At 34.4% G+C, this 17,933-nt stretch carries 18 protein-coding genes and 1 other RNA gene; 9 read left to right on the top strand and 10 right to left on the bottom strand.

All coding sequences use genetic code 11. The features are described from left to right. Positions 1-7: 7 nt before the first annotated feature. The 5 genes from BLS98_RS16210 to BLS98_RS16190 form a co-directional block, all read right to left on the bottom strand. Positions 8-922, bottom strand: a complete 915-nt coding sequence (locus BLS98_RS16210; protein ID WP_089737561.1) for a helix-turn-helix domain-containing protein — start codon at positions 920-922, stop codon at positions 8-10. A gap of 141 nt (positions 923-1,063) precedes the next feature. Beyond that, positions 1,064-1,903 (bottom strand): SDR family oxidoreductase, encoded by an 840-nt coding sequence (locus tag BLS98_RS16205; RefSeq protein WP_089737560.1) that lies wholly within the window; start codon positions 1,901-1,903, stop codon positions 1,064-1,066. A gap of 191 nt (positions 1,904-2,094) precedes the next feature. After that, positions 2,095-3,735, bottom strand: coding sequence for a serine hydrolase domain-containing protein (locus BLS98_RS16200; RefSeq protein WP_089737559.1), 1,641 nt, complete (start codon positions 3,733-3,735; stop codon positions 2,095-2,097). 63 nt (positions 3,736-3,798) lie between these two features. Then, complete coding sequence (locus tag BLS98_RS16195) at positions 3,799-4,602, bottom strand: helix-turn-helix transcriptional regulator (RefSeq protein ID WP_089737558.1); 804 nt, start codon at positions 4,600-4,602, stop codon at positions 3,799-3,801. Further along, the gene (locus BLS98_RS16190) at positions 4,599-5,528 is read right to left on the bottom strand and encodes a helix-turn-helix domain-containing protein (protein ID WP_089737557.1); all 930 of its coding nucleotides are present in this window, start codon (positions 5,526-5,528) and stop codon (positions 4,599-4,601) included. Before BLS98_RS16190 ends, BLS98_RS16195 begins: the two co-directional genes overlap by 4 nt. Before the next feature lie 177 nt (positions 5,529-5,705). On the opposite strand from BLS98_RS16190, the gene BLS98_RS16185 reads away from it, so the two are divergent. The 5 genes from BLS98_RS16185 (at position 5,706) to rpoN (ending at position 10,726) form a co-directional block, all read left to right on the top strand. Next, entirely contained in the window at positions 5,706-6,353 is a 648-nt protein-coding gene (locus tag BLS98_RS16185; RefSeq protein ID WP_089737556.1) for an LA_2272 family surface repeat-containing protein, read from the top strand. Positions 6,354-6,355: 2 nt separating this feature from the next. Continuing rightward, the gene (locus BLS98_RS16180) at positions 6,356-6,931 is read left to right on the top strand and encodes a hypothetical protein (protein WP_228425363.1); all 576 of its coding nucleotides are present in this window, start codon (positions 6,356-6,358) and stop codon (positions 6,929-6,931) included. A gap of 11 nt (positions 6,932-6,942) precedes the next feature. After that, the gene (locus BLS98_RS16175) at positions 6,943-7,542 is read left to right on the top strand and encodes a CDP-alcohol phosphatidyltransferase family protein (protein ID WP_089737554.1); all 600 of its coding nucleotides are present in this window, start codon (positions 6,943-6,945) and stop codon (positions 7,540-7,542) included. A 111-nt stretch (positions 7,543-7,653) separates the two neighbouring features. After that, positions 7,654-9,102: an asparagine--tRNA ligase gene (gene asnS, locus BLS98_RS16170; protein ID WP_089737553.1), complete on the top strand. Its 1,449-nt coding sequence runs from the start codon at positions 7,654-7,656 to the stop codon at positions 9,100-9,102. Between the two features lie 160 nt (positions 9,103-9,262). Next, positions 9,263-10,726, top strand: a complete 1,464-nt coding sequence (rpoN, locus tag BLS98_RS16165) for an RNA polymerase factor sigma-54 (RefSeq protein ID WP_089737552.1) — start codon at positions 9,263-9,265, stop codon at positions 10,724-10,726. 271 nt (positions 10,727-10,997) lie between these two features. Here rpoN and BLS98_RS16160 read toward each other — a convergent pair whose 3' ends face one another. The 3 genes from BLS98_RS16160 to BLS98_RS16150 are packed head-to-tail and all read right to left on the bottom strand — an operon-like array spanning position 10,998 to position 13,839. Continuing rightward, on the bottom strand, positions 10,998-12,620 hold the full coding sequence (locus BLS98_RS16160) for an AMP-binding protein (RefSeq protein ID WP_089737551.1): 1,623 nt from the start codon (positions 12,618-12,620) through the stop codon (positions 10,998-11,000). Positions 12,621-12,680: 60 nt separating this feature from the next. Then, positions 12,681-13,355: a beta-carotene 15,15'-monooxygenase gene (locus BLS98_RS16155; protein WP_089737550.1), complete on the bottom strand. Its 675-nt coding sequence runs from the start codon at positions 13,353-13,355 to the stop codon at positions 12,681-12,683. Next, entirely contained in the window at positions 13,348-13,839 is a 492-nt protein-coding gene (locus BLS98_RS16150; RefSeq protein WP_045500386.1) for an RNA polymerase sigma factor, read from the bottom strand. The genes BLS98_RS16155 and BLS98_RS16150 overlap by 8 nt, the downstream gene beginning before the upstream one ends. 165 nt (positions 13,840-14,004) lie before the next feature. Here BLS98_RS16150 and rnpB point away from each other — a divergent pair. The 4 genes from rnpB to BLS98_RS16130 all read left to right on the top strand — a co-directional run bounded on the left by rnpB (position 14,005) and on the right by BLS98_RS16130 (position 16,233). Further along, an RNA gene (rnpB, locus tag BLS98_RS16145) (RNase P RNA component class A) lies at positions 14,005-14,328 on the top strand. 175 nt (positions 14,329-14,503) lie between these two features. Then, positions 14,504-15,034, top strand: a complete 531-nt coding sequence (locus BLS98_RS16140) for a hypothetical protein (RefSeq protein ID WP_089737549.1) — start codon at positions 14,504-14,506, stop codon at positions 15,032-15,034. 33 nt (positions 15,035-15,067) lie between these two features. Beyond that, positions 15,068-15,595, top strand: coding sequence for a hypothetical protein (locus BLS98_RS16135; protein ID WP_111994822.1), 528 nt, complete (start codon positions 15,068-15,070; stop codon positions 15,593-15,595). A 47-nt stretch (positions 15,596-15,642) separates the two neighbouring features. Beyond that, a complete protein-coding gene (locus tag BLS98_RS16130) occupies positions 15,643-16,233 on the top strand; it encodes a glycine-rich domain-containing protein (RefSeq protein ID WP_089737547.1) in 591 nt (196 codons plus the stop codon). An 11-nt stretch (positions 16,234-16,244) separates the two neighbouring features. On the opposite strand, the gene BLS98_RS16125 is transcribed toward BLS98_RS16130, so the two are convergent. Both BLS98_RS16125 and BLS98_RS16120 read right to left on the bottom strand, forming a co-directional pair. Next, positions 16,245-17,114, bottom strand: a complete 870-nt coding sequence (locus tag BLS98_RS16125; RefSeq protein ID WP_089737546.1) for a polyphosphate kinase 2 family protein — start codon at positions 17,112-17,114, stop codon at positions 16,245-16,247. A gap of 316 nt (positions 17,115-17,430) precedes the next feature. After that, the gene (locus tag BLS98_RS16120; protein WP_089737545.1) at positions 17,431-17,895 is read right to left on the bottom strand and encodes a DUF1573 domain-containing protein; all 465 of its coding nucleotides are present in this window, start codon (positions 17,893-17,895) and stop codon (positions 17,431-17,433) included. Between the last annotated feature and the right edge of the window lie 38 nt (positions 17,896-17,933).

Below are 17,933 nucleotides of genomic sequence, written 5' to 3'. Positions count from 1 at the left end.
TTATTAGTTAATTAAACAATTTTCTAAATTCTCCAGGTGACTGTTTTGTCTTCTGTTTAAAGAGTTTACTGAAAGACTGTGGATGTTCAAAGCCAAGCTCATAAGCAATTTCACTTACAGATAAACTTGTTGTACTCAAACGCTCTTTAGCCAGGTCAATTAATTTATTCTGAATATGCTGTTGCGTGTTTTGTTGTGTATGAATACGTAGTAATGTTCCCAGATAATTGGGTGAAATATTCATTTGTTCAGCAATGGTCTTTACAGAAGGGCTTCCATTTTCCAAAAGATGTCCGATTTCGCAATATTGTGAAAGAATTTCTTCAAACTTATGGAGCAATTCATGACTTGATTTTTTCCTTGTTAAAAATTGTCGTTCATAAAAACGTTCCGAGTAAATCAACAATAGCTCAATCTGTGCAATAATAAGTTCCTGAGTGAATTTATCAATATTCGACTGATATTCACGTTCAATATTTTTAAAAATGTCAACAATAATGGTTTCCTCCCTGTCTGAAAGAAAAAGAGCCTCTTTTACCCGATAGCTGAAGAAATCATAAGATTTTATTTTCTTTGTTAAGGAAGTGTTCCATAAGAAATCGGGATGAATAAGTAATAAAAAGCCGGTAGGTTGAACTTCAATATTCTGTTTTATTTCCAGACTCAAAATCTGTTGTGGAGAAACGAAACATAGCACTCCTGAATCAAAATCATATTGTTCCTGTCCATAATTGAATCTCGGGTTCACATCTTTTTTCAGGCCAATCGAATAAAAATTCTGAATCCATTTCAATTCATCATCATCCACAGTATAATTTACTTTGCTGTAATCTATCAGGCTTATCAGCGGATGCTCTGGCTTCGGTAGATTGCAGAAAATATGAAAATCTGAAATAGAATTAAAACTAAGGAACTGTTTCATATGAGCTAAGTTAATTGTTTTTGGATAAAATTGTATCCTATTTTGTTTTGAAAAAAGCTTCGGCTCTGCTCAGACTGATCTCTAAAGATATTTGTAGGATGACTGAGTAGAGCCGAAGGTTAGTAAGTGATCACTATAAAATCATATTGCGGTTGAAATGGTTAGGCTTTCCCATTTTTTGGAATCTTTCGTTAAAATATCAATTTTCTGATTCAAAAACTCGATTGTTCCAACTCCCAATAATAAATGTACCGGCGGATTTTTTTCTTTACTGATCTGAATCAGCACGTCTGCTGCTTTCTCCGGATCATTAGGCTGATTACCATTGATGTCATGAAGATGAGCCTGTTCAGAAAGCCTGGCTGCTTCATAAGCCTGAATAGGATTAGCCGGAGTTTTTACGGAATCTTTCGTTAAAAAGTCTGTACGGAAATAGCCTGGATAAACAACGGTGGCATGAATTCCAAAGTCTTTTACTTCTTCAGCCAGAGCTTCTGTAAATCCGGCAACTGCAAATTTTGTTGAACAGTAAATTCCCCATCCCGGAAAATTTGCTGAATATCCGCCAACAGAAGAGATGTTGAAGATATTTCCTGATCTTTGCTCACGAAGATAGGGAAGGGCATTTCTGATTACATTTAATGTCCCGAAAACATTCACTGCATAATTTTCTCTGGCTTCTTCATCCGTAAGTTCTTCCAGTGTTCCGATCTGTCCATAACCTGCATTGTTGACAACTACATCAATCTGGCCGAAATGCTCCACTGTTTTTGAGATAACAGATTTTATATCATTGTTGTCTTTAATGTTGACACTGAGTGGCAGGAAATTGTCAGAAGTTTCTCCAAAAGAAGAAATCAGAGATTCAATGGTACGGCTTGTTGCGGCTACTCTGAACCCTTCAGACAATAATTTTTTCACTAATTCGTATCCTAAGCCTTTCGAAGCTCCTGTTACGAACCATACTTTTTTTGTTTCCATTTTTAAATAATTTTTTGTTTAAATAATGGTACAAAGATGGGTTGTTAAGGAAATGAAAAAGTATCCAAATCGTGTAATGATGTATCCAAATCGTGAATGATCATAAAATCCGGGTATTTTTGAGATAAGCTACACTGATCAGTCTTTAATCAATTTATAGACTTTTCTAAAGATTTTTTTATCTTCCTTCCTTATTTAATAGCAGGCAAAAGATATTGCTCTACTATCTTGTCTGCTTGTGAATGACCATAAGGTTTATTGTAAGCTGTTGCAGTAATTACTATTACTACAGGAATATGAGTGAATATAATAATTTTGTTTCCACCATTTCCGCTGGATTGATAAGCTTCAAAATTTTGATCTCCTACTTTATATACTTTTCTCCAGAATAAATATCCATACCCCTCAAAATCTGAATGGTCTGTAAAATAATTAGTGAATGATTTTTGAATCCAGGTTTTATCCAACACTGTTTTTCCATTCCATACCCCATTGTTTTTATAAAGTTGACCAAATTTTGCAAAATCTAAAGCTCTCATTTTTAATCCTCCAGCTAGTGAAGGCTTATGCTGAGGAGTAAATTGCCATTGATAATTGGTGATTCCCAGAGGTTGAAACAATTTTTTATCCGCATAATTTTCCAAACCTTTTGGAACGTTTTTATCTAAAATATCTCCGGTTATGACAACACCGGCAGTAAAGTAATTCCATTTTTTTCCAATTGTATTATCTGTCATAGGCACATCTAATGCAAATTTTACCCAATTTTCAGTAGGATACATATTTTCTTCATTGCCGGGAGATTCACTATCCTCATCATTTCCATCAAAACCGGAACTCATTGTTAATAAGCTTTTGATGGTAACACTATCTTTTTTAGGAGAATAGTTTTTAAATTGTTCTATGGGATAAAATGTTTTTAAATTTTGCTCCTCATTTTTTATATGGTTTTCTTTTATAGCAATTCCCATTAAAGCTGAAGAAAAAGATTTACCTACGGATCTTGTATCCTGTAAAGAATCTCTTCCAGAATGATTAAAATATTCTTCTAATAAAAGCTTTCCATTTTTTATGACCACAATACCCGTTATGTTTTTGAACCTTTCTTCTGCTATTTTTTTATTTAAATTTCTAATGATTTCGCTGTTCAATTTTTCCTTTGAAATATCCCATCCACTGTTAGGCTGAATAGGCTGAACAGTTATTTGTTGTTCTGAAATATTCTTTTGTGGAACATTAATATTTATTTCACCTTCTGCAATAATAGGTCCTGCCTGTATTGTTGTTGTTTTCAGGTAAGGGCGGATTTCAATTTTTAGAATATGATTTCCGTTTGTTAAAGCATCAATTCCGTCATGGATTAAGTAAAATCGCATCCATAAATATCTTCCCCATGAATCCTCATTGTTGATGCTGATCAAAGGAATTTTGAAAGCAGTTTTTAGTTTTTTACTTTCCAAAGTACCTGCTCCTGTATTCAGATTCTCTTTGTAAATCAGTTTTCCATCAACATAAAATGAGAACTGATAATTTCCGTTTTTAAGTAATTCATCAGCTGTAAACGATGGTTTAAGCTGGTGCAGATAATTCACCAGAGAATTATTAAAAAAGGCGTGAATACTAAGATTTTTATCTTCCTGTAAAGTTACAGAGGAGAGGATATTATTTTCTTTTAGATCATCAAGGTTGATAGCTGAGTCTAGAAATATAATTTTTCCAGAATATTTTTTCTGAATCGGGTTTTCAATTTTTTCAGGAGTAACAATATTTTGGCTTTGCGCCGGATAAAGATAAAATGTGAAAATAAAGATCAGTAGTATTAGAGGCTTCATTTTTAAATATTTTAGCAAAAATAAATAGGCTTTATCTTTTAAAATAGAATGAAATTAACATTGCTATTTTTTTAGAAGATTTCTGAATTTCAAAGGAGTTACTCCAATGTTTTCTTTGAAACAGCGAATGAAATGGCTTTGGTCTGCAAACCCACACTCTATCGCTATATCCGTTAAAGAAGTTTGTTTAGTGAGGAGCTCCAGTGATTTATTCAACTTTAATTTTCTGAGATATTCTCCTAAGTTACAATGGAAATATTTTTGAAAATCTCTGCTTAAATGGATCGGATGAATGTTTAATACTGTGGAAAGTTCAATGAGGCTTAATTTTTCTGTAAAGCTTTCGTGTAAAATTTCATTAAGTTGGCTCACCCATACCGGTTTCTTTTCAGTTTTATCTTTCCGGATACCGAACTGACTGAACAGATTTAGCAAAAGTTGATGGATAGCCAATTCAAAAGTATGATCTCTAGTTTGGTTTTCCTTAAATATTTTATAAACCAATAATTTTAAAGTGGGATCCTGTATATTAAAACTACCTTCTGCATCATTTTTTTGAACATCAAACCGGTCAAACCAATTTTGTGAAATTTCAATATGAAAGCCTCGTGTAAATATATCAGGTTTACTATTATAGTGTGGATCTTCCCAATGATGGTAGAGTAATGTGCCTGCAGAACATTCGTAAGTTTCTTTTTTGTTTCCCTCAATCATATTTCCCTGAAGCAGAAAAGTAAAATAAGCATTTTCATGATAATGCCAGTCAACATAAGGATGAGTATATTCAGTATCTGTGATTATTAATCCATCAAGATTAACAATATCGTTGGTGTCACCAAAATATTCGCCGTTATGTAAAGTTTTCATGATAAATTCTGTTTTAATCGTTCAATTTGTTCATACATTTTATTAAAGAACATTTTTCTCTCCCGGTTTCCGGATTCATTCAAAGATCTTGAATTCTTGATCTGATGCTCGAAATAGCTTAAAGAATCCTCACAGGTTATTTTATCATTTGTCATCATATATCCAAACATGCTGAACGGGATAAAAAAGGAGCATTGTTGCTCATTTTTAAATAAAATACTGTTGTTTAAAATCACCAGGTCATTAATGTAAATCTGAAAATTAGATTTTTCCAGGGTTTTATTTTCCAGTTCCATCAATAGATTTTTCAGGTCTTCCAAGATTAATTCAATATCATTATTATTAAGCAAACCCATTTCAGAATAAAAAGAAATCTGTCTTAAAGCACTCAAAATCGTAGTGTCATTCCAGATTTCTGTAACATTTTGTTTATCATATAAATTTCTGAGCATCTCATTTTTTACAGAGTGATATTGCATATTGAAATCCTGGAAAGGGCTTAGAAATTTATCCTGATTCAGTAAATTCATCCATACATAAAACTTAAAACGGGACAGAATAGAATCTGAAATTGTATAAAAAAACGGAATATCTTTAGCTGAATAATAGACTTTGGAGTTCGTAACATCTTGAAAAACATTCAGGATTTTAAGAGAGTTCTCAAAGTAATTTAAAAGGTCATCAGTGGTTTTTACAGGCTGTGTTCTTTGGACTACCAATTGATTTTCTGTTCCCAGAAACTGATCTAATGATATCTGGTAATATTTGGCGAGTTCAAGGGCTTCTTCAAAACTAAACTTGGCCTTCAATGAAGTTCTTCGATGGGCAGCATCATAACTGATATTGAGAATATTGGCAATTTCATCATTTAATGATTTGTCACCTATTTTTCTCCGGATTTCTTTTAGTAAAGTTTCCTGATGCATGGCTTTGTGATTTTCACAAATGTAATATTTTTTTCGAGGCAAAAACCTTTCTTGAAAGTATCCTTGTCATTATTTTTTGCGATTTTCACAAACGGGATGTTTTTTTTAATTTTTTTTCACATTCAATACTGGGCTTTCTGCTGATAATTTTGAATTATAATTTTAAAATCATGAGTTATGAAAGCACATTTTTTTTTAATCCCAATGCTTTTATTCAGTAGTCTGTTCCATGCTTCAGATACTATAAAAGTTGATTCTTTGAAACCAAGAGTTGTTGGATTTTCGCCTTCAAAAAATGTAAGAAATGTTAATGGAGTTTTATTTAAATATTTTGAAGAAGAGGAGGATTTTATTCCCAAAAAAGTAAACGGATTGGGGGTAGGGGGGAATTTTTTGGGCGTTTTTTTTCCTGTTTTATTGTTTTTTAATTTGCCGGATGCTATAAGTAAAGGAAGTCTGAATGATGATTATGAAGTTGTTCCGGAAAATAAAATGACTAAGATTAATGGAGTTCAGTTATCATTAATCAATATGGAACCTACTGTTACCAATGGGTTGGAGATAAATGTTTCGAGTAATATAAATACCTATGCCATAACGAATGGTGTGGCTGTTTCTCCGCTGTATAACCTGCATCATGAAATAAAAGGTGTTTCTGTAGCTCCGTTTGCTAATGTTGGACAGAAATGCAGAGGTCTTCAGATCGGACTTTATAACAGCTGCAAAGATTTTCGGGGAATTCAGATTGGAGCGTGGAATGAAAATGGAAAACGGAGATTGCCCCTCATCAATTGGAATTTTAAGAAACAAAAAATAAACGAGTAGCCATGAAAAATTTTGTTTTGACTGTTGTCTTTACAGCAATAATATTGAGCCTGAACTCATGTGTGAGCTTCAGTAGGAAAATGATTCAGGATGATCTCTTGGAGTTGAAGGATGAAAATGTTCAGATGATCAACGGACAATATGGATATAAAGGATATGAACATATCAGAAATGGTAACGTAAAATCTGATAAAACAAGGAATGTTGGAGAAATGCTGGATGTGAAAAGTGAGGCTGTAAAGAATGTTGATAAACTTATTATAAAATCAATGCCATTGGCTAAAAGTAAAATGTACGAAATACAGTTTATGCTTTTAAAAGAGGATACCCTTAAATATACTTTTACCTATAAAGCCCGACTGAAGAATGGATTGTTTTTACTGAAGAATTTCACTTCGCATTGTGATGAAATTCCTTATCTGTTTGGAGGTTGTCGGATTTTTCAGTCAAGAATAGGATTAACAAAAGATCATAATCTTCTAATTCAGGATTATTATGATAACAGTGGTGCTTTTTTGTTCTTTTTCTGGGCTGGTTATACCATCAACTATGCTGAAAAATACAAAAGAATTCATTAAACATAATAATCATGAAAAATATACCTTATTTATTAATTCTATCCCGTTTTATTACAGCTTTTGTTATTCTGTATCTGGGATATTATGTAGGAGAAGCAGCCAGAAAATATATTCTGATTCTCATGTATTTTGGATTGTTTACCGATATTTTTGACGGAATTATTGCCCGTAAAACGGGTGTTTCTTCAGAAAAATTAAGACGAATGGATAGTCAGACAGATCTTGTCTTCTGGTTATCTTTAGGATTTGCTACTTATTTCCTGAATCCAGATTTGATTATCAATGAATGGAAAAGCATTCTGATGATCTTCATCATGGAAGCGTTATGCTATATTGTAAGCATCTGGAAATTCGGAAAAGAAACGTGTACCCATGCTTTTTTAGCCAAAATGTGGAGCTTGAGCCTTTTATTGGCTTTTACTTATCTGATCGGTTTTCAGGAAGCAGGTTGGACTTTTAATCTGGCCGTGATGCTGGGATTGGTTTCCCATATAGATGTTATCCTTATTATTGTATTTCTTCCCCAATGGCAATACGATGTTCCAAGCTGTTATCATGCCCTGAAAATCAGGAACGGAAAGCAGCGAAAAAAGACCATTTTCTTTAATTAAAGCATTAAATAATTGATAAATGATTTTTAAAGACGGCGCAATCATCAACTTGCGCCGTTTTTTTGTAACTTTGCAACCATTAATTTTTATACAAAAATTTATTATCAACAAATGAAAAAGCAAACGATCAAAGAAATCCTAAAGGATTACAAGAAAGTATTACATCATGACATTACAGTTTACGGATGGGTAAGATCATTCCGTGCTAATCGCTTTATTGCACTTAATGATGGTTCTACGATTAATAATTTGCAGGTAGTTGTTGATTTCGAAAATTTTGATGAAGAACTTATCAAGAATATTAGCACAGCTTCTTCTCTTAAAGTTGTAGGTGAAGTAGTGGAAAGCCAGGGAGCAGGACAATCTGTAGAAATTGTTGCTAAAAAGATCATAATTTTAGGAGATAACTTTACAGAGGAGCTTCAAAGCACCATTCTTCAGCCTAAAAAACACAGCTTGGAGAAACTTCGTGAGCAGGCACACTTAAGATTCAGAACCAACTTGTTTGGAGCTGTTTTCAGAGTACGTCACGCAGTAAGTTTTGCAATTCACTCATTCTTCAACCAAAACCAGTTCTTCTATATCAACACTCCGGTTATTACTGGTGCTGATGCTGAAGGAGCAGGAGAAATGTTCGGAGTTACCAACTTCGATCTGAATAATATGCCAAGAACTGAAGAAGGAGAGATTGACTTCGCTCAAGATTTCTTTGGTAAGAAAACCAACCTTACGGTTTCAGGACAGCTTGAAGGTGAAACTGCTGCGATGGGATTAGGAAGAATTTATACATTCGGACCTACTTTCCGTGCAGAGAATTCAAACACTACAAGACACCTTGCAGAATTCTGGATGATTGAGCCGGAAGTTGCTTTCAACAACCTTGAAGATAACATCGACTTAGCTGAAGACTTCTTAAAATATGTCATTCAGTATGTATTGGATAACTGTAAAGACGATCTTGAGTTCTTAGACAAGCGTTTTGAAGAAGAACAAAAGTCAAAACCGGAAAAAGAGAGAGCAAAAGAAGGTCTTATCGAAAAACTTCAGAATGTAATCGCTAAGCGTTTCAAACGTGTAAGCTATACTGAAGCTATTGAGATCTTATTGAACTCAAAAGAAAATAAGAAAGGAAAATTTGCTTATCCTGTTGAAAAATGGGGTGCAGATCTTCAGTCTGAGCACGAGAGATATTTGGTTGAAAAACACTTTGAGTGCCCGGTTGTATTGTTCGATTATCCGAAAGAAATCAAAGCTTTCTATATGAAGCTGAACGAAGACAACAAAACGGTTGCTGCAATGGATGTTCTTTTCCCAGGTATTGGTGAAATCATCGGTGGATCTGAAAGAGAAGCAAGATTAGACGTTTTAAAACAGAAAATGGCAGAAATGCATGTAGATGAACATGAACTTTGGTGGTATTTAGATACCCGAAAATTCGGTTCTGTACCGCATGCAGGTTTCGGTTTAGGGTTAGAAAGATTAGTTCTTTTTGTAACGGGAATGACGAACATCAGAGACGTAATTCCTTTCCCAAGGACGCCGAAAAGCGCTGAATTCTAGAATCATAAAAAAAAGCCTTCATCATTAAGATAAGGCTTTTTTTATTTTTCAATAGTTTATTATGTAGAGAGTATAAAGCAAAAATCATGCTAAATGTATTTTTTATCAAATAAATTTATTAAATTCGTAGAATATGTTATGTTAAAACGCCAATATTAATATGCTTAAACAACACTTACAACTCAAATTAGGACAGAAGCTGGCCCCTCAGCAGATCCAGTTGATGAAGCTTATTCAGCTTCATACTCTTGAATTTGAAGAGGAGTTGGAGAGAGAGTTAGAAGAAAACCCTGCTTTGGAAATTGTAAAGGAGGATTCTAAGGAAGATGACTTTTCTTCCCTGGAAGAGGCTTATCAGGATGAGGGTACAGAAAGCATTGAAACAGACTTCGACGTTAACGAATATCTTTACGACGACGAACCTAGCTATAAAACTGCATCCAGTAACTACTCTCCGGATGATGAAGAATTTGACAATGAAAGTCTTTTAACTGAAGGACAGTCGTTATATGACTATCTTACGGAACAGATTCACCTGATCAACATCAGTGAAGAAGATCTGAAGATTGCAGAATACTTAATCGGTAACCTTGATACAGATGGATATCTGAGAAGAGAGATCAAATCTATTGTGGATGATCTTGCTTTCTCACAGGGAATTTATACTACTAAAGAAAAAGTAGATGATATCCTTGAAAACTATGTTCAGAAGCTAGATCCACCTGGAGTGGGAGCCAGAGGTCTTCAGGAATGTTTATTATTACAAATCGAAAAGAAAGTAAGCTCTGATAAAGCGGTTTCTTTAGCTGCTAATATCCTGAGATATCAGTTTGATGCTTTAACCAATAAGCATTACAACAAGATCATCCAGAAATATGATATTGAGGAAGAAGACCTGAAGGATGCTTTAGATGAAATTTCCAAACTGTCACCAAAAGTTGGGGGGAATTTTGATACTCAAACTATTACCATCAATCAGGAAATTATCCCGGATTTTGTAATTCAGGTGAAGGATGGGATGGTTATTCCTATGCTTAACAGCAAAAATGCACCTACCTTAAGAGTTTCTGAAGAATACAAAGACATTCTTACTACCTACTCACACGATAAAAACTCTTCTGAACACAAGCAGGCAGCTTTGTTTATCAAACAGAAGCTAGATGCTGCTAAATGGTATATTGATGCTATTAACCAGCGTCAGAATACTTTACTGCAGACCATTACAGCTATTGTTAAGTTTCAGAAAGGTTATTTTATTACAGGTGATGAAAAGTCTCTGAAGCCAATGATCCTGAAAGATGTGGCAGATATTACCGGGTTTGATATTTCTACCATTTCCAGAGTGGTAAAAAGTAAATATGCAGATACACCAAACGGTATTGTTTATCTTAAGGACCTGTTCTCAGACAGTTTAACCAATGATGACGGGGAAGAAGTTTCTACTAAAGAGATCAAAACTCATCTTCAGGAAGTTATCAGTAAAGAGAATAAGAGAAAACCTCTGACAGATGATGCTCTAGTAGTTATCTTAAAAGAGCAAGGATATAATATTGCCAGAAGAACGATTGCAAAATATCGTGAACAGCTCAATATTCCTGTTGCCAGATTAAGAAAAGAACTTTAAAATATAATAAAAAGCATTTCAATTTTGAAATGCTTTTTTGTTTTTATACATTGTTGCTAGAACCACCCCGTCAAAAATTCTTTGAATTTTCGCCACCCCTCCAGTGGAGGGGAATATGTGGTCTTTCGATTGTAGTATTCATTATACCATCTATAGAAATTGGGAGTTTTTAAAAACTTTTGTGACTGAATATTTCAGTTCAAGGCCTATCATTAAAGCAAAGCTATCTTAGTATTCTTAAAGTCTTATTAATTTTTAATGGTAAAGGTTTTTAAACTTTATGACTTTCCAATCCTAATTCTTTCATAGAGATTTCGCGCATTTCAACCTTTCTTATTTTTCCGGAAATGGTCATTGGGAACTCGTCCACAAACTTCCAGTATTTCGGAACTTTATAATGGGCAATTTTTCCCTTACAATAATCTAATAGTTCCTGTTCTGTAATAGTAAAACCTTTTCTTACTTTCACCCAGGCCATAACTTCTTCTCCGAATTTTTCACTTGGCACTCCAATGATCTGTACATCAAGAATATTGGTGTAAGTGTATAAAAAGTCTTCAATTTCTTTAGGTGAGATATTTTCCCCGCCCCGGATGATAAGGTCTTTAATTCTCCCGGAAATGGTAATATATCCATCTTTATCCATTACAGCCATATCGCCGGTATGCATCCAGCGGGCATCATCCAGTACTTTTTTTGTATTTTCGGGATCATTCCAGTATTTCAGCATCACAGAGTAGCCTCTGGTACAAAGTTCTCCATGTTCTCCACGTTTCAGAATTTTTCCACTTTCATCAATGATCTTTATTTCAAGATGATCCTGAACGGTTCCTACTGTGCTAACCTGTTTTTCTAATGGAGTTCCTATTAACGTTTGTGTAGATACCGGAGAGGTTTCTGTCATTCCATAGCAGATACTCATTTCTTTAATGTTCATGAGGCTTTCTACTTTCTTCATGATTTCCGGTGGACAAACAGAGCCAGCCATTACACCGGTTCTTAAACTTGAAAAATCATAAGCGTCAAAATCTTTTACAGCAAGTTCAGCAATGAACATGGTGGGAACACCGTAAAGAGAGGTGCATTTTTCATCGGAAACAGCCTTTAAAGTAATATCAGGATCAAAGCTGTCATTGGGAATTACCATACAGGCACCGTGGGCTGTACAGCACATATTTCCAATCACCATTCCAAAGCAGTGATAAAAAGGAACAGGAATACATACACGGTCTTTTTCCGTATACTTTAACCGGACGCCAATAAAGTATCCATTATTTAAAATATTGTGATGGGAAAGCGTAACTCCTTTGGGAAACCCCGTGGTTCCTGAGGTATATTGAATATTGACAGCATCATCAAACTGTACATGTTCTTCAAAACTATGGAGAACTTCGTCAGAAATTTCCTGGCCATTGTTTACAAAGTCTTCCCAGTTATCATCGAAGAAAATTTCGTGCTCTAAAGTGGGACATACTTCCTTGGCATATTCAACCATTTCTTTGTAGTTACTGGTTTTAAAATGTAAGGAAGAAAAGATAAAACGAATTTCAGACTGGTTCAGTACATAGGTAAGCTCGTGGGTTCTGTAAGCGGGATTGATATTCACTAAAATAGTTCCGATTCTGGCAGTGGCATATTGCAGAAGCACCCATTCATAGCGGTTGGAAGCCCATATTCCTATTCTATCACCACTTTTTGCTCCTAAAAAAATAAGTGCTTTGGCAACAGCGGTTGTTTGATTGTAAAATTCTTGATAAGTAGCTCTGTAACCTTGATGAACACTGATAAGTGCTTCTTGATTAGGAAATTTTTCGACAGTACTTTTAAGGTTTGCTCCAATAGTCTGTCCTAATAATGGAACTTCAGATGCTCCATAAACATATGATAAAGGCATAGTAAAAAGATTTGGTGTAATAAAATTAACAATAATATCTTGAACTATAGCCTATGAATGCTAATTTTCCTGAGAATCTATTTCTTTAAGCTGTTCCAGATTTTTGTCAAGTTTTTTGATAATAGTACCATATACCAGCCTGTAATATACCCAGATCATAGATATGGCCAACAATGTGCTAATGCTAATGGCAACAATAATAACAGTAAGGTCAGAGCCTGAAGGTTGTATATTTTGAGAGTTTAAAGCGTAAAATATAAAAGCAAGCAATACAACAGTAAAGGTAAGCAGTAATACAATACTAATCAGAATGAAAGCATTGACTGTTTTTTTGAAACCGATAATTCTTGTAATAAGCCCTTTAAGATTTTCCTCGATTTTTATTTTACGGTAATTCTGATAAAACTTCAGAACAAAATAAGCTGTAATTAATACGCTCAGGATTTTAATTGCTAAATAGAAGTGACTGAAATTGTTTTCGACTTCGGGGGCTTCATGAGTGCCCAGTTTTTCTAATATTTTACGGAACCCGTCGGACTCATCATCCTGGAAGAAATAGAATAAGCCCAAAACGGAAAAAAACAGGAACTCAAAAACACTGATCCAGAAAATATACTTTACATAATTACGTGATTTTCTATTCAGCATCTGACGAATCTCGCTGTTATCGTATTTAGGGGCTACAGGTTGTTCCTGCCATGTCTTTTTAAAGCTATCTAGATCAAATTCAGGCATATTTTTCCATCTGTTCTTTAAGGGTTTTCTTTAATCTGTTCATTTTCACGCGTGCATTAACTTCAGTAATTCCGAGGTTTTCTGCAATGTCCTTGTAAGGCAGATCGTCAAGATACATCATGACAATGGCTCTTTCTATATTAGGAAGAGTCTTGATTACCGTATACAAAAGCGAAATCTGCTGCTGTTTTTCATCATCATCTTCCACAAAATCTTTGTGGTTAATGTCCAGTTCATTCGTAGGAAGGCTTTTGCTTTTTTTTCTAAAGAGGGTAATGGCTGTATTAAGCGCTACACGATACATCCACGTTGAAATCTTGGAATTTCCTTTGAAAGAGTCATAACTTCTCCAGAGTTGCAATACAATCTCCTGAAAAAGATCCTCTTCATCTTCCAGTGAATTGGTATATAAGCGCGATACTTTAATAATCAGGCCCTGATTATCTTTAATGAGCTGCGCAAATTCTTTTTCTCTGGAATCCATAGATGTATAATGGCACGAAGATAATAATAATGTGGTAATTGGGGAAAAATAATTGTAGCGAATAGTAATTGAGTACAGAACGTTGAGAAAATAAAGGTAATTAAGCGAATTTGTAAACGCATCAAATCCTCCTTTTCCCGTGAAATTTATGTATCTTTGCATCCGCGAGAAAATCGGCTTGTTGATTTCCCGTTTACGGGAGGTAGGAAAGTCCGGACACCATAGAGCAGCAAAGCGGATAACATCCGTCACCCGCGAGGGTAGGACAAGTGCAACAGAAAGCAAGTACAGTTCGGCTGTAGTGAAACCAGGTAAACTCTTTGCGGTGCAATGGTAAGTATATCGGTTCTTTTCAGTAATGGAAATAGGGGCGGCTCGTCCTGAAAACCGAGGGGTAATCAGCTCAAGTGTTGCAGCAATGTACCACGTAGATAAATAACAGGCGCTTCTTCGGAAGTACAAAATCCGGCTTATAGATTTTCTCGTGATTTTTACAAAACATCTTTCTTTAGATTTTTATTCTTTAAATCAGTTTTGTATTGATTTGTAAAACAATATATTATGTATTTGTAATTCTAATATAAGACTTTTAGAAAACTAAACAAGACTTATCAACGACTTTCGTATTCTTTTGTTATCTCAAATTTGGTATAAAGAAATTGAGATGAAAATAGAATGCATTTTACAGTCTATTCCAGAAGCAAAACCAGGTTTTATTGTTATCCTACTGTATGTGGTGTTCATATATGGCTTATTTTGGGGAATTGATCAATGTTTGGGCTATCTTTTCTATGGGATAACAAACGAGATCATTATAAAAATTCTTAACAAGATTCTGTGGATTGGATGTATGTTTTTAAACTATAAAGTGGTAAAGCATTTCCTTTATCTGGTAAGGAAACAAAGAGAACGTCCTGTTATTTACCCTGTTTTGAACATTTCCAGAGAAGGAATGAATTATTACCCTGAAAATAAAGAAATTGAATGGGTAGACATTTCTGAAATACAGATTATAGATTCGGTGCTTTCCGTAACAGTGGATGTTAATCCTAATAAAGATTTTAAACTGAACCTGTCCACAACAGATCTCCAGAAACAAATGACACAGGATCGTTTTGAAAAACTATTGAAATATCATTATAAAAAAGAAGTCTATATTTACAATACGCCACCATCCTGTGGATGCGGTTGTTGATTTTAAGGGTATATACAGATAAAATGAATTGCAATGGAATCAGAAATTACTTTATATAAATCCCAACCAGAAAGGGCAGGATATTCTACAATTACAATTTTTACAATATCCTCAGTTGCCTTACTGGCAGCCTTTTGTGCAGTGGTTTTTCTTTTGTTTACCAATCAAAACTTCTTTTATATTTTAATCTCCATTCTTGTCCTTTTGGGGGTTTCAGTTTTTCTGTATGCTTCAGTAAAAATCTTAATTAGCTGCATTGCTGAACGGATGAAACCAGTTGAAGAACCTGTAAAAAAATTAACTATCAGCTCAAAAGGAATTTTTAATCATAGGACAGAAAGACAATTGATCTGGGAAGAAATCTCTGAGATCCAGGTTATAGATTCAATGCTTTCAGTGACCGTAGATCCACATCCTGAAAAAGACTTTCAGTTGAATTTATCAGATACAGATGTTTACAAGCAAATGACGAGAGCGGATTTTGAAAACCTACTCAAACATCATTATAAAAAAGAGATTTATACCTATTACACTCCTCCATCCTGTGGATGTGGTGGCTGATTAAATATTCGTGTGGAAATTAGTAATCAATTAAGATTTTTAATATCATGAAACCTGAATTTATCCCCATTCTATTGAATAATACCCAGCTAGATTATCTCCAAAGCCCTTTATGGAAAAGGATTTCAGATTACCAGATTGATCAGGCTGAAGTCGTGATTCCTTTTACCCGAAAACTGGCTCAGACTGAAGGCTGGACGAGAAGATTCTGCCTGATGGCCATTGAAGAATATAAAAAGTTTGTCTACTTATGCTGTATTTCCAAAAATGGGGCATCTCCTTCCATAGCCGTAGATAAAGTTTGGCATCTGCATTTACTCTATACTACCGAATATTGGAAAGAATTCTGTCCGAAAATTCTTGAAAGAGAATTACATCATTTTCCGAATGTAGGTGGAATTAACGATTATAACAAACATCAGGATTGGTATCTGGAAACATTGAAGCTTTATATCAATATTTTCAGGCAAAATCCACCTGAACCCTTCTGGCGGATTCCAAAAGAAATTGAACTATTCTTGTTGCCTGAAAGTGAAAATAAGGTAAAAACAATCAAACAGTTTACATGGAAAAAGACTTTTGAAGATTTGCATTCAAAAGTCTTTAGATATATTCATGGTAAATCGGTTTACCAATAAATTGATTTTTGTTACTCTGCTAACAACTGTTTTTTAGCCTGTTGCAGCTCTTCTTTATCTTTTTCCGAAAGCTGGGGATACTTAAGATTCATTTTTTCCAGGGTATCTATAATAATCTGAATAGCTGCCGTTCTGGCAAACCATTTATTATCTGCTGGAAGTACATACCATGGGGCATGCTCTTTTGAAGTTTCATTGATTGCTGTTTCATAAGCCTCCATATACTGATCGAATAGGGCCCTTTCCGGAAGATCACCTGCAGAAAACTTCCAGTTTTTTTCCTGTTCGTTGATTCTGTCTAATAATCTTTTCTTTTGTTCATCCTTAGAAACATTCAGAAATATTTTAATAATTGTGGTGCCATTCTGGGCAAGATGCTTCTCAAAGTTTCTGATGCTTTCGTAGCGGTTTTCCCAGAATTTATTATCGAAATCCTTTACAGAAGACCATGTTTTTTCACTTAAATTATATTCAGGGTGAACTTTACACACTAAAACACTTTCATAATGTGAACGGTTGAAAATTCCAATCATTCCTTTTTGTGGCAGAGCCAGATAGTGTCGCCATAGAAAATCATGAGAATATTCTTTTGAACTTGGGGTTTTAAAGCTGGTGACATTACAACCTTGTGGATTTACCCCTCCAAAAACATGCTCTATCATACTATCTTTTCCGGCAGCATCCATAGCCTGAAGTACAACCAGAAGAGATTGACTTCCATCAGCATAAAGCCTTTCCTGCAGCTCACGAAGTTTTTCTTTTTCCTGAATTAATAATTGAGTTCCTTCTTCTTTGGTAAGTTTTCCTTTATAAGAAGTAGAAGCTTTTTTAATTGAAAATTTTCCATCTACCTTAAAGTCGTCTGAGAAATTGGTGTCCATATATTTTTTTATTTAAAGATAAAAGATAAAAGATAAAAGATAAAAGATAAAAGATAAAAGATAAAAGATAAAAGATCTTGTCGTTAAACAACTATTTTTCTACTTCTATATCCACACGATCCACACGGATATCAACATCAATAGAGGTGGGCTTTAGCCCACCTAAAATCAAAATAAAATATATCCATTGGCTTTAGCCAAAACTTAAAATTATTGGTGTGAAGATTGATAAACGTATCATTTTAATATCTACTCACATAAATGTAATAAAAAAACCGCCTCAATAGAGACGGTTCTTTTATTTTTAAGTAGAGAATTACTTCGCAACAGCTTTTTTAGCAATTTTTGCAGCTTTTTTCTCTGCTTTAGCAGCTTCTTTTTGTTCTGCAGGAGTCAATACTTTTGCTTCAGGAGCATTAGCATCTACGTTTCCTTTGATGTAGATTACACTTCTGCTGTTTGCAGGGTCATTAGAGAAAACCTCAATCATTTTGTTGAATCCTCCCGTAAGAGCAGTGTTGTATCCAACTTTGATCTTAGCAGATTTTCCTGGCATGATCGGATCTTGGCTGAATTCTGGTGTTGTACATCCACAAGATGGTTTTACATTTGAAAGGATCAAAGGCTTATCTCCAGTGTTTGTTACTGTAAAGAATCTTGTACCATCAGAACTAGGCTTAATGTTACCATAGTCGAAAGTAGTTTTATCAAACGTAATTGTTTGTGCAGATGCAAGAGCAAATGTTCCGAATAATGCAATTCCTGCGATTAATTTCTTCATATTCTTGAATGTTAATATGTTTGTTAGATAAATTTTGT

This window comes from Chryseobacterium jejuense (genome assembly GCF_900100075.1).
Classification (GTDB): Bacteria; Bacteroidota; Bacteroidia; order Flavobacteriales; family Weeksellaceae; genus Chryseobacterium; species Chryseobacterium jejuense.
The sequence above is the reverse complement of the archived record's forward strand: the minus strand, read 5'-3'. Positions and strand labels throughout refer to the sequence as shown.

Excerpts from the sequence above, each read along its gene's own strand:
- BLS98_RS16135 (WP_111994822.1), top strand. The coding sequence starts at position 15,068 with ATGGAATCAGAAATTACTTTATATAAATCCCAACCAGAAAGGGCAGGA.
- BLS98_RS16160 (WP_089737551.1), bottom strand. The coding sequence starts at position 12,620 with ATGCCTTTATCATATGTTTATGGAGCATCTGAAGTTCCATTATTAGGA.
- BLS98_RS16190 (WP_089737557.1), bottom strand. The coding sequence starts at position 5,528 with ATGCATCAGGAAACTTTACTAAAAGAAATCCGGAGAAAAATAGGTGAC.
- BLS98_RS16210 (WP_089737561.1), bottom strand. The coding sequence starts at position 922 with ATGAAACAGTTCCTTAGTTTTAATTCTATTTCAGATTTTCATATTTTC.
- BLS98_RS16140 (WP_089737549.1), top strand. The coding sequence starts at position 14,504 with ATGAAAATAGAATGCATTTTACAGTCTATTCCAGAAGCAAAACCAGGT.
- BLS98_RS16200 (WP_089737559.1), bottom strand. The coding sequence starts at position 3,735 with ATGAAGCCTCTAATACTACTGATCTTTATTTTCACATTTTATCTTTAT.
- BLS98_RS16120 (WP_089737545.1), bottom strand. The coding sequence starts at position 17,895 with ATGAAGAAATTAATCGCAGGAATTGCATTATTCGGAACATTTGCTCTT.
- BLS98_RS16195 (WP_089737558.1), bottom strand. The coding sequence starts at position 4,602 with ATGAAAACTTTACATAACGGCGAATATTTTGGTGACACCAACGATATT.
- BLS98_RS16185 (WP_089737556.1), top strand. The coding sequence starts at position 5,706 with ATGAAAGCACATTTTTTTTTAATCCCAATGCTTTTATTCAGTAGTCTG.
- asnS (WP_089737553.1), top strand. The coding sequence starts at position 7,654 with ATGAAAAAGCAAACGATCAAAGAAATCCTAAAGGATTACAAGAAAGTA.
- BLS98_RS16205 (WP_089737560.1), bottom strand. The coding sequence starts at position 1,903 with ATGGAAACAAAAAAAGTATGGTTCGTAACAGGAGCTTCGAAAGGCTTA.
- BLS98_RS16180 (WP_228425363.1), top strand. The coding sequence starts at position 6,356 with ATGAAAAATTTTGTTTTGACTGTTGTCTTTACAGCAATAATATTGAGC.
- BLS98_RS16155 (WP_089737550.1), bottom strand. The coding sequence starts at position 13,355 with ATGCCTGAATTTGATCTAGATAGCTTTAAAAAGACATGGCAGGAACAA.
- BLS98_RS16125 (WP_089737546.1), bottom strand. The coding sequence starts at position 17,114 with ATGGACACCAATTTCTCAGACGACTTTAAGGTAGATGGAAAATTTTCA.
- rpoN (WP_089737552.1), top strand. The coding sequence starts at position 9,263 with ATGCTTAAACAACACTTACAACTCAAATTAGGACAGAAGCTGGCCCCT.
- BLS98_RS16150 (WP_045500386.1), bottom strand. The coding sequence starts at position 13,839 with ATGGATTCCAGAGAAAAAGAATTTGCGCAGCTCATTAAAGATAATCAG.
- BLS98_RS16130 (WP_089737547.1), top strand. The coding sequence starts at position 15,643 with ATGAAACCTGAATTTATCCCCATTCTATTGAATAATACCCAGCTAGAT.
- BLS98_RS16175 (WP_089737554.1), top strand. The coding sequence starts at position 6,943 with ATGAAAAATATACCTTATTTATTAATTCTATCCCGTTTTATTACAGCT.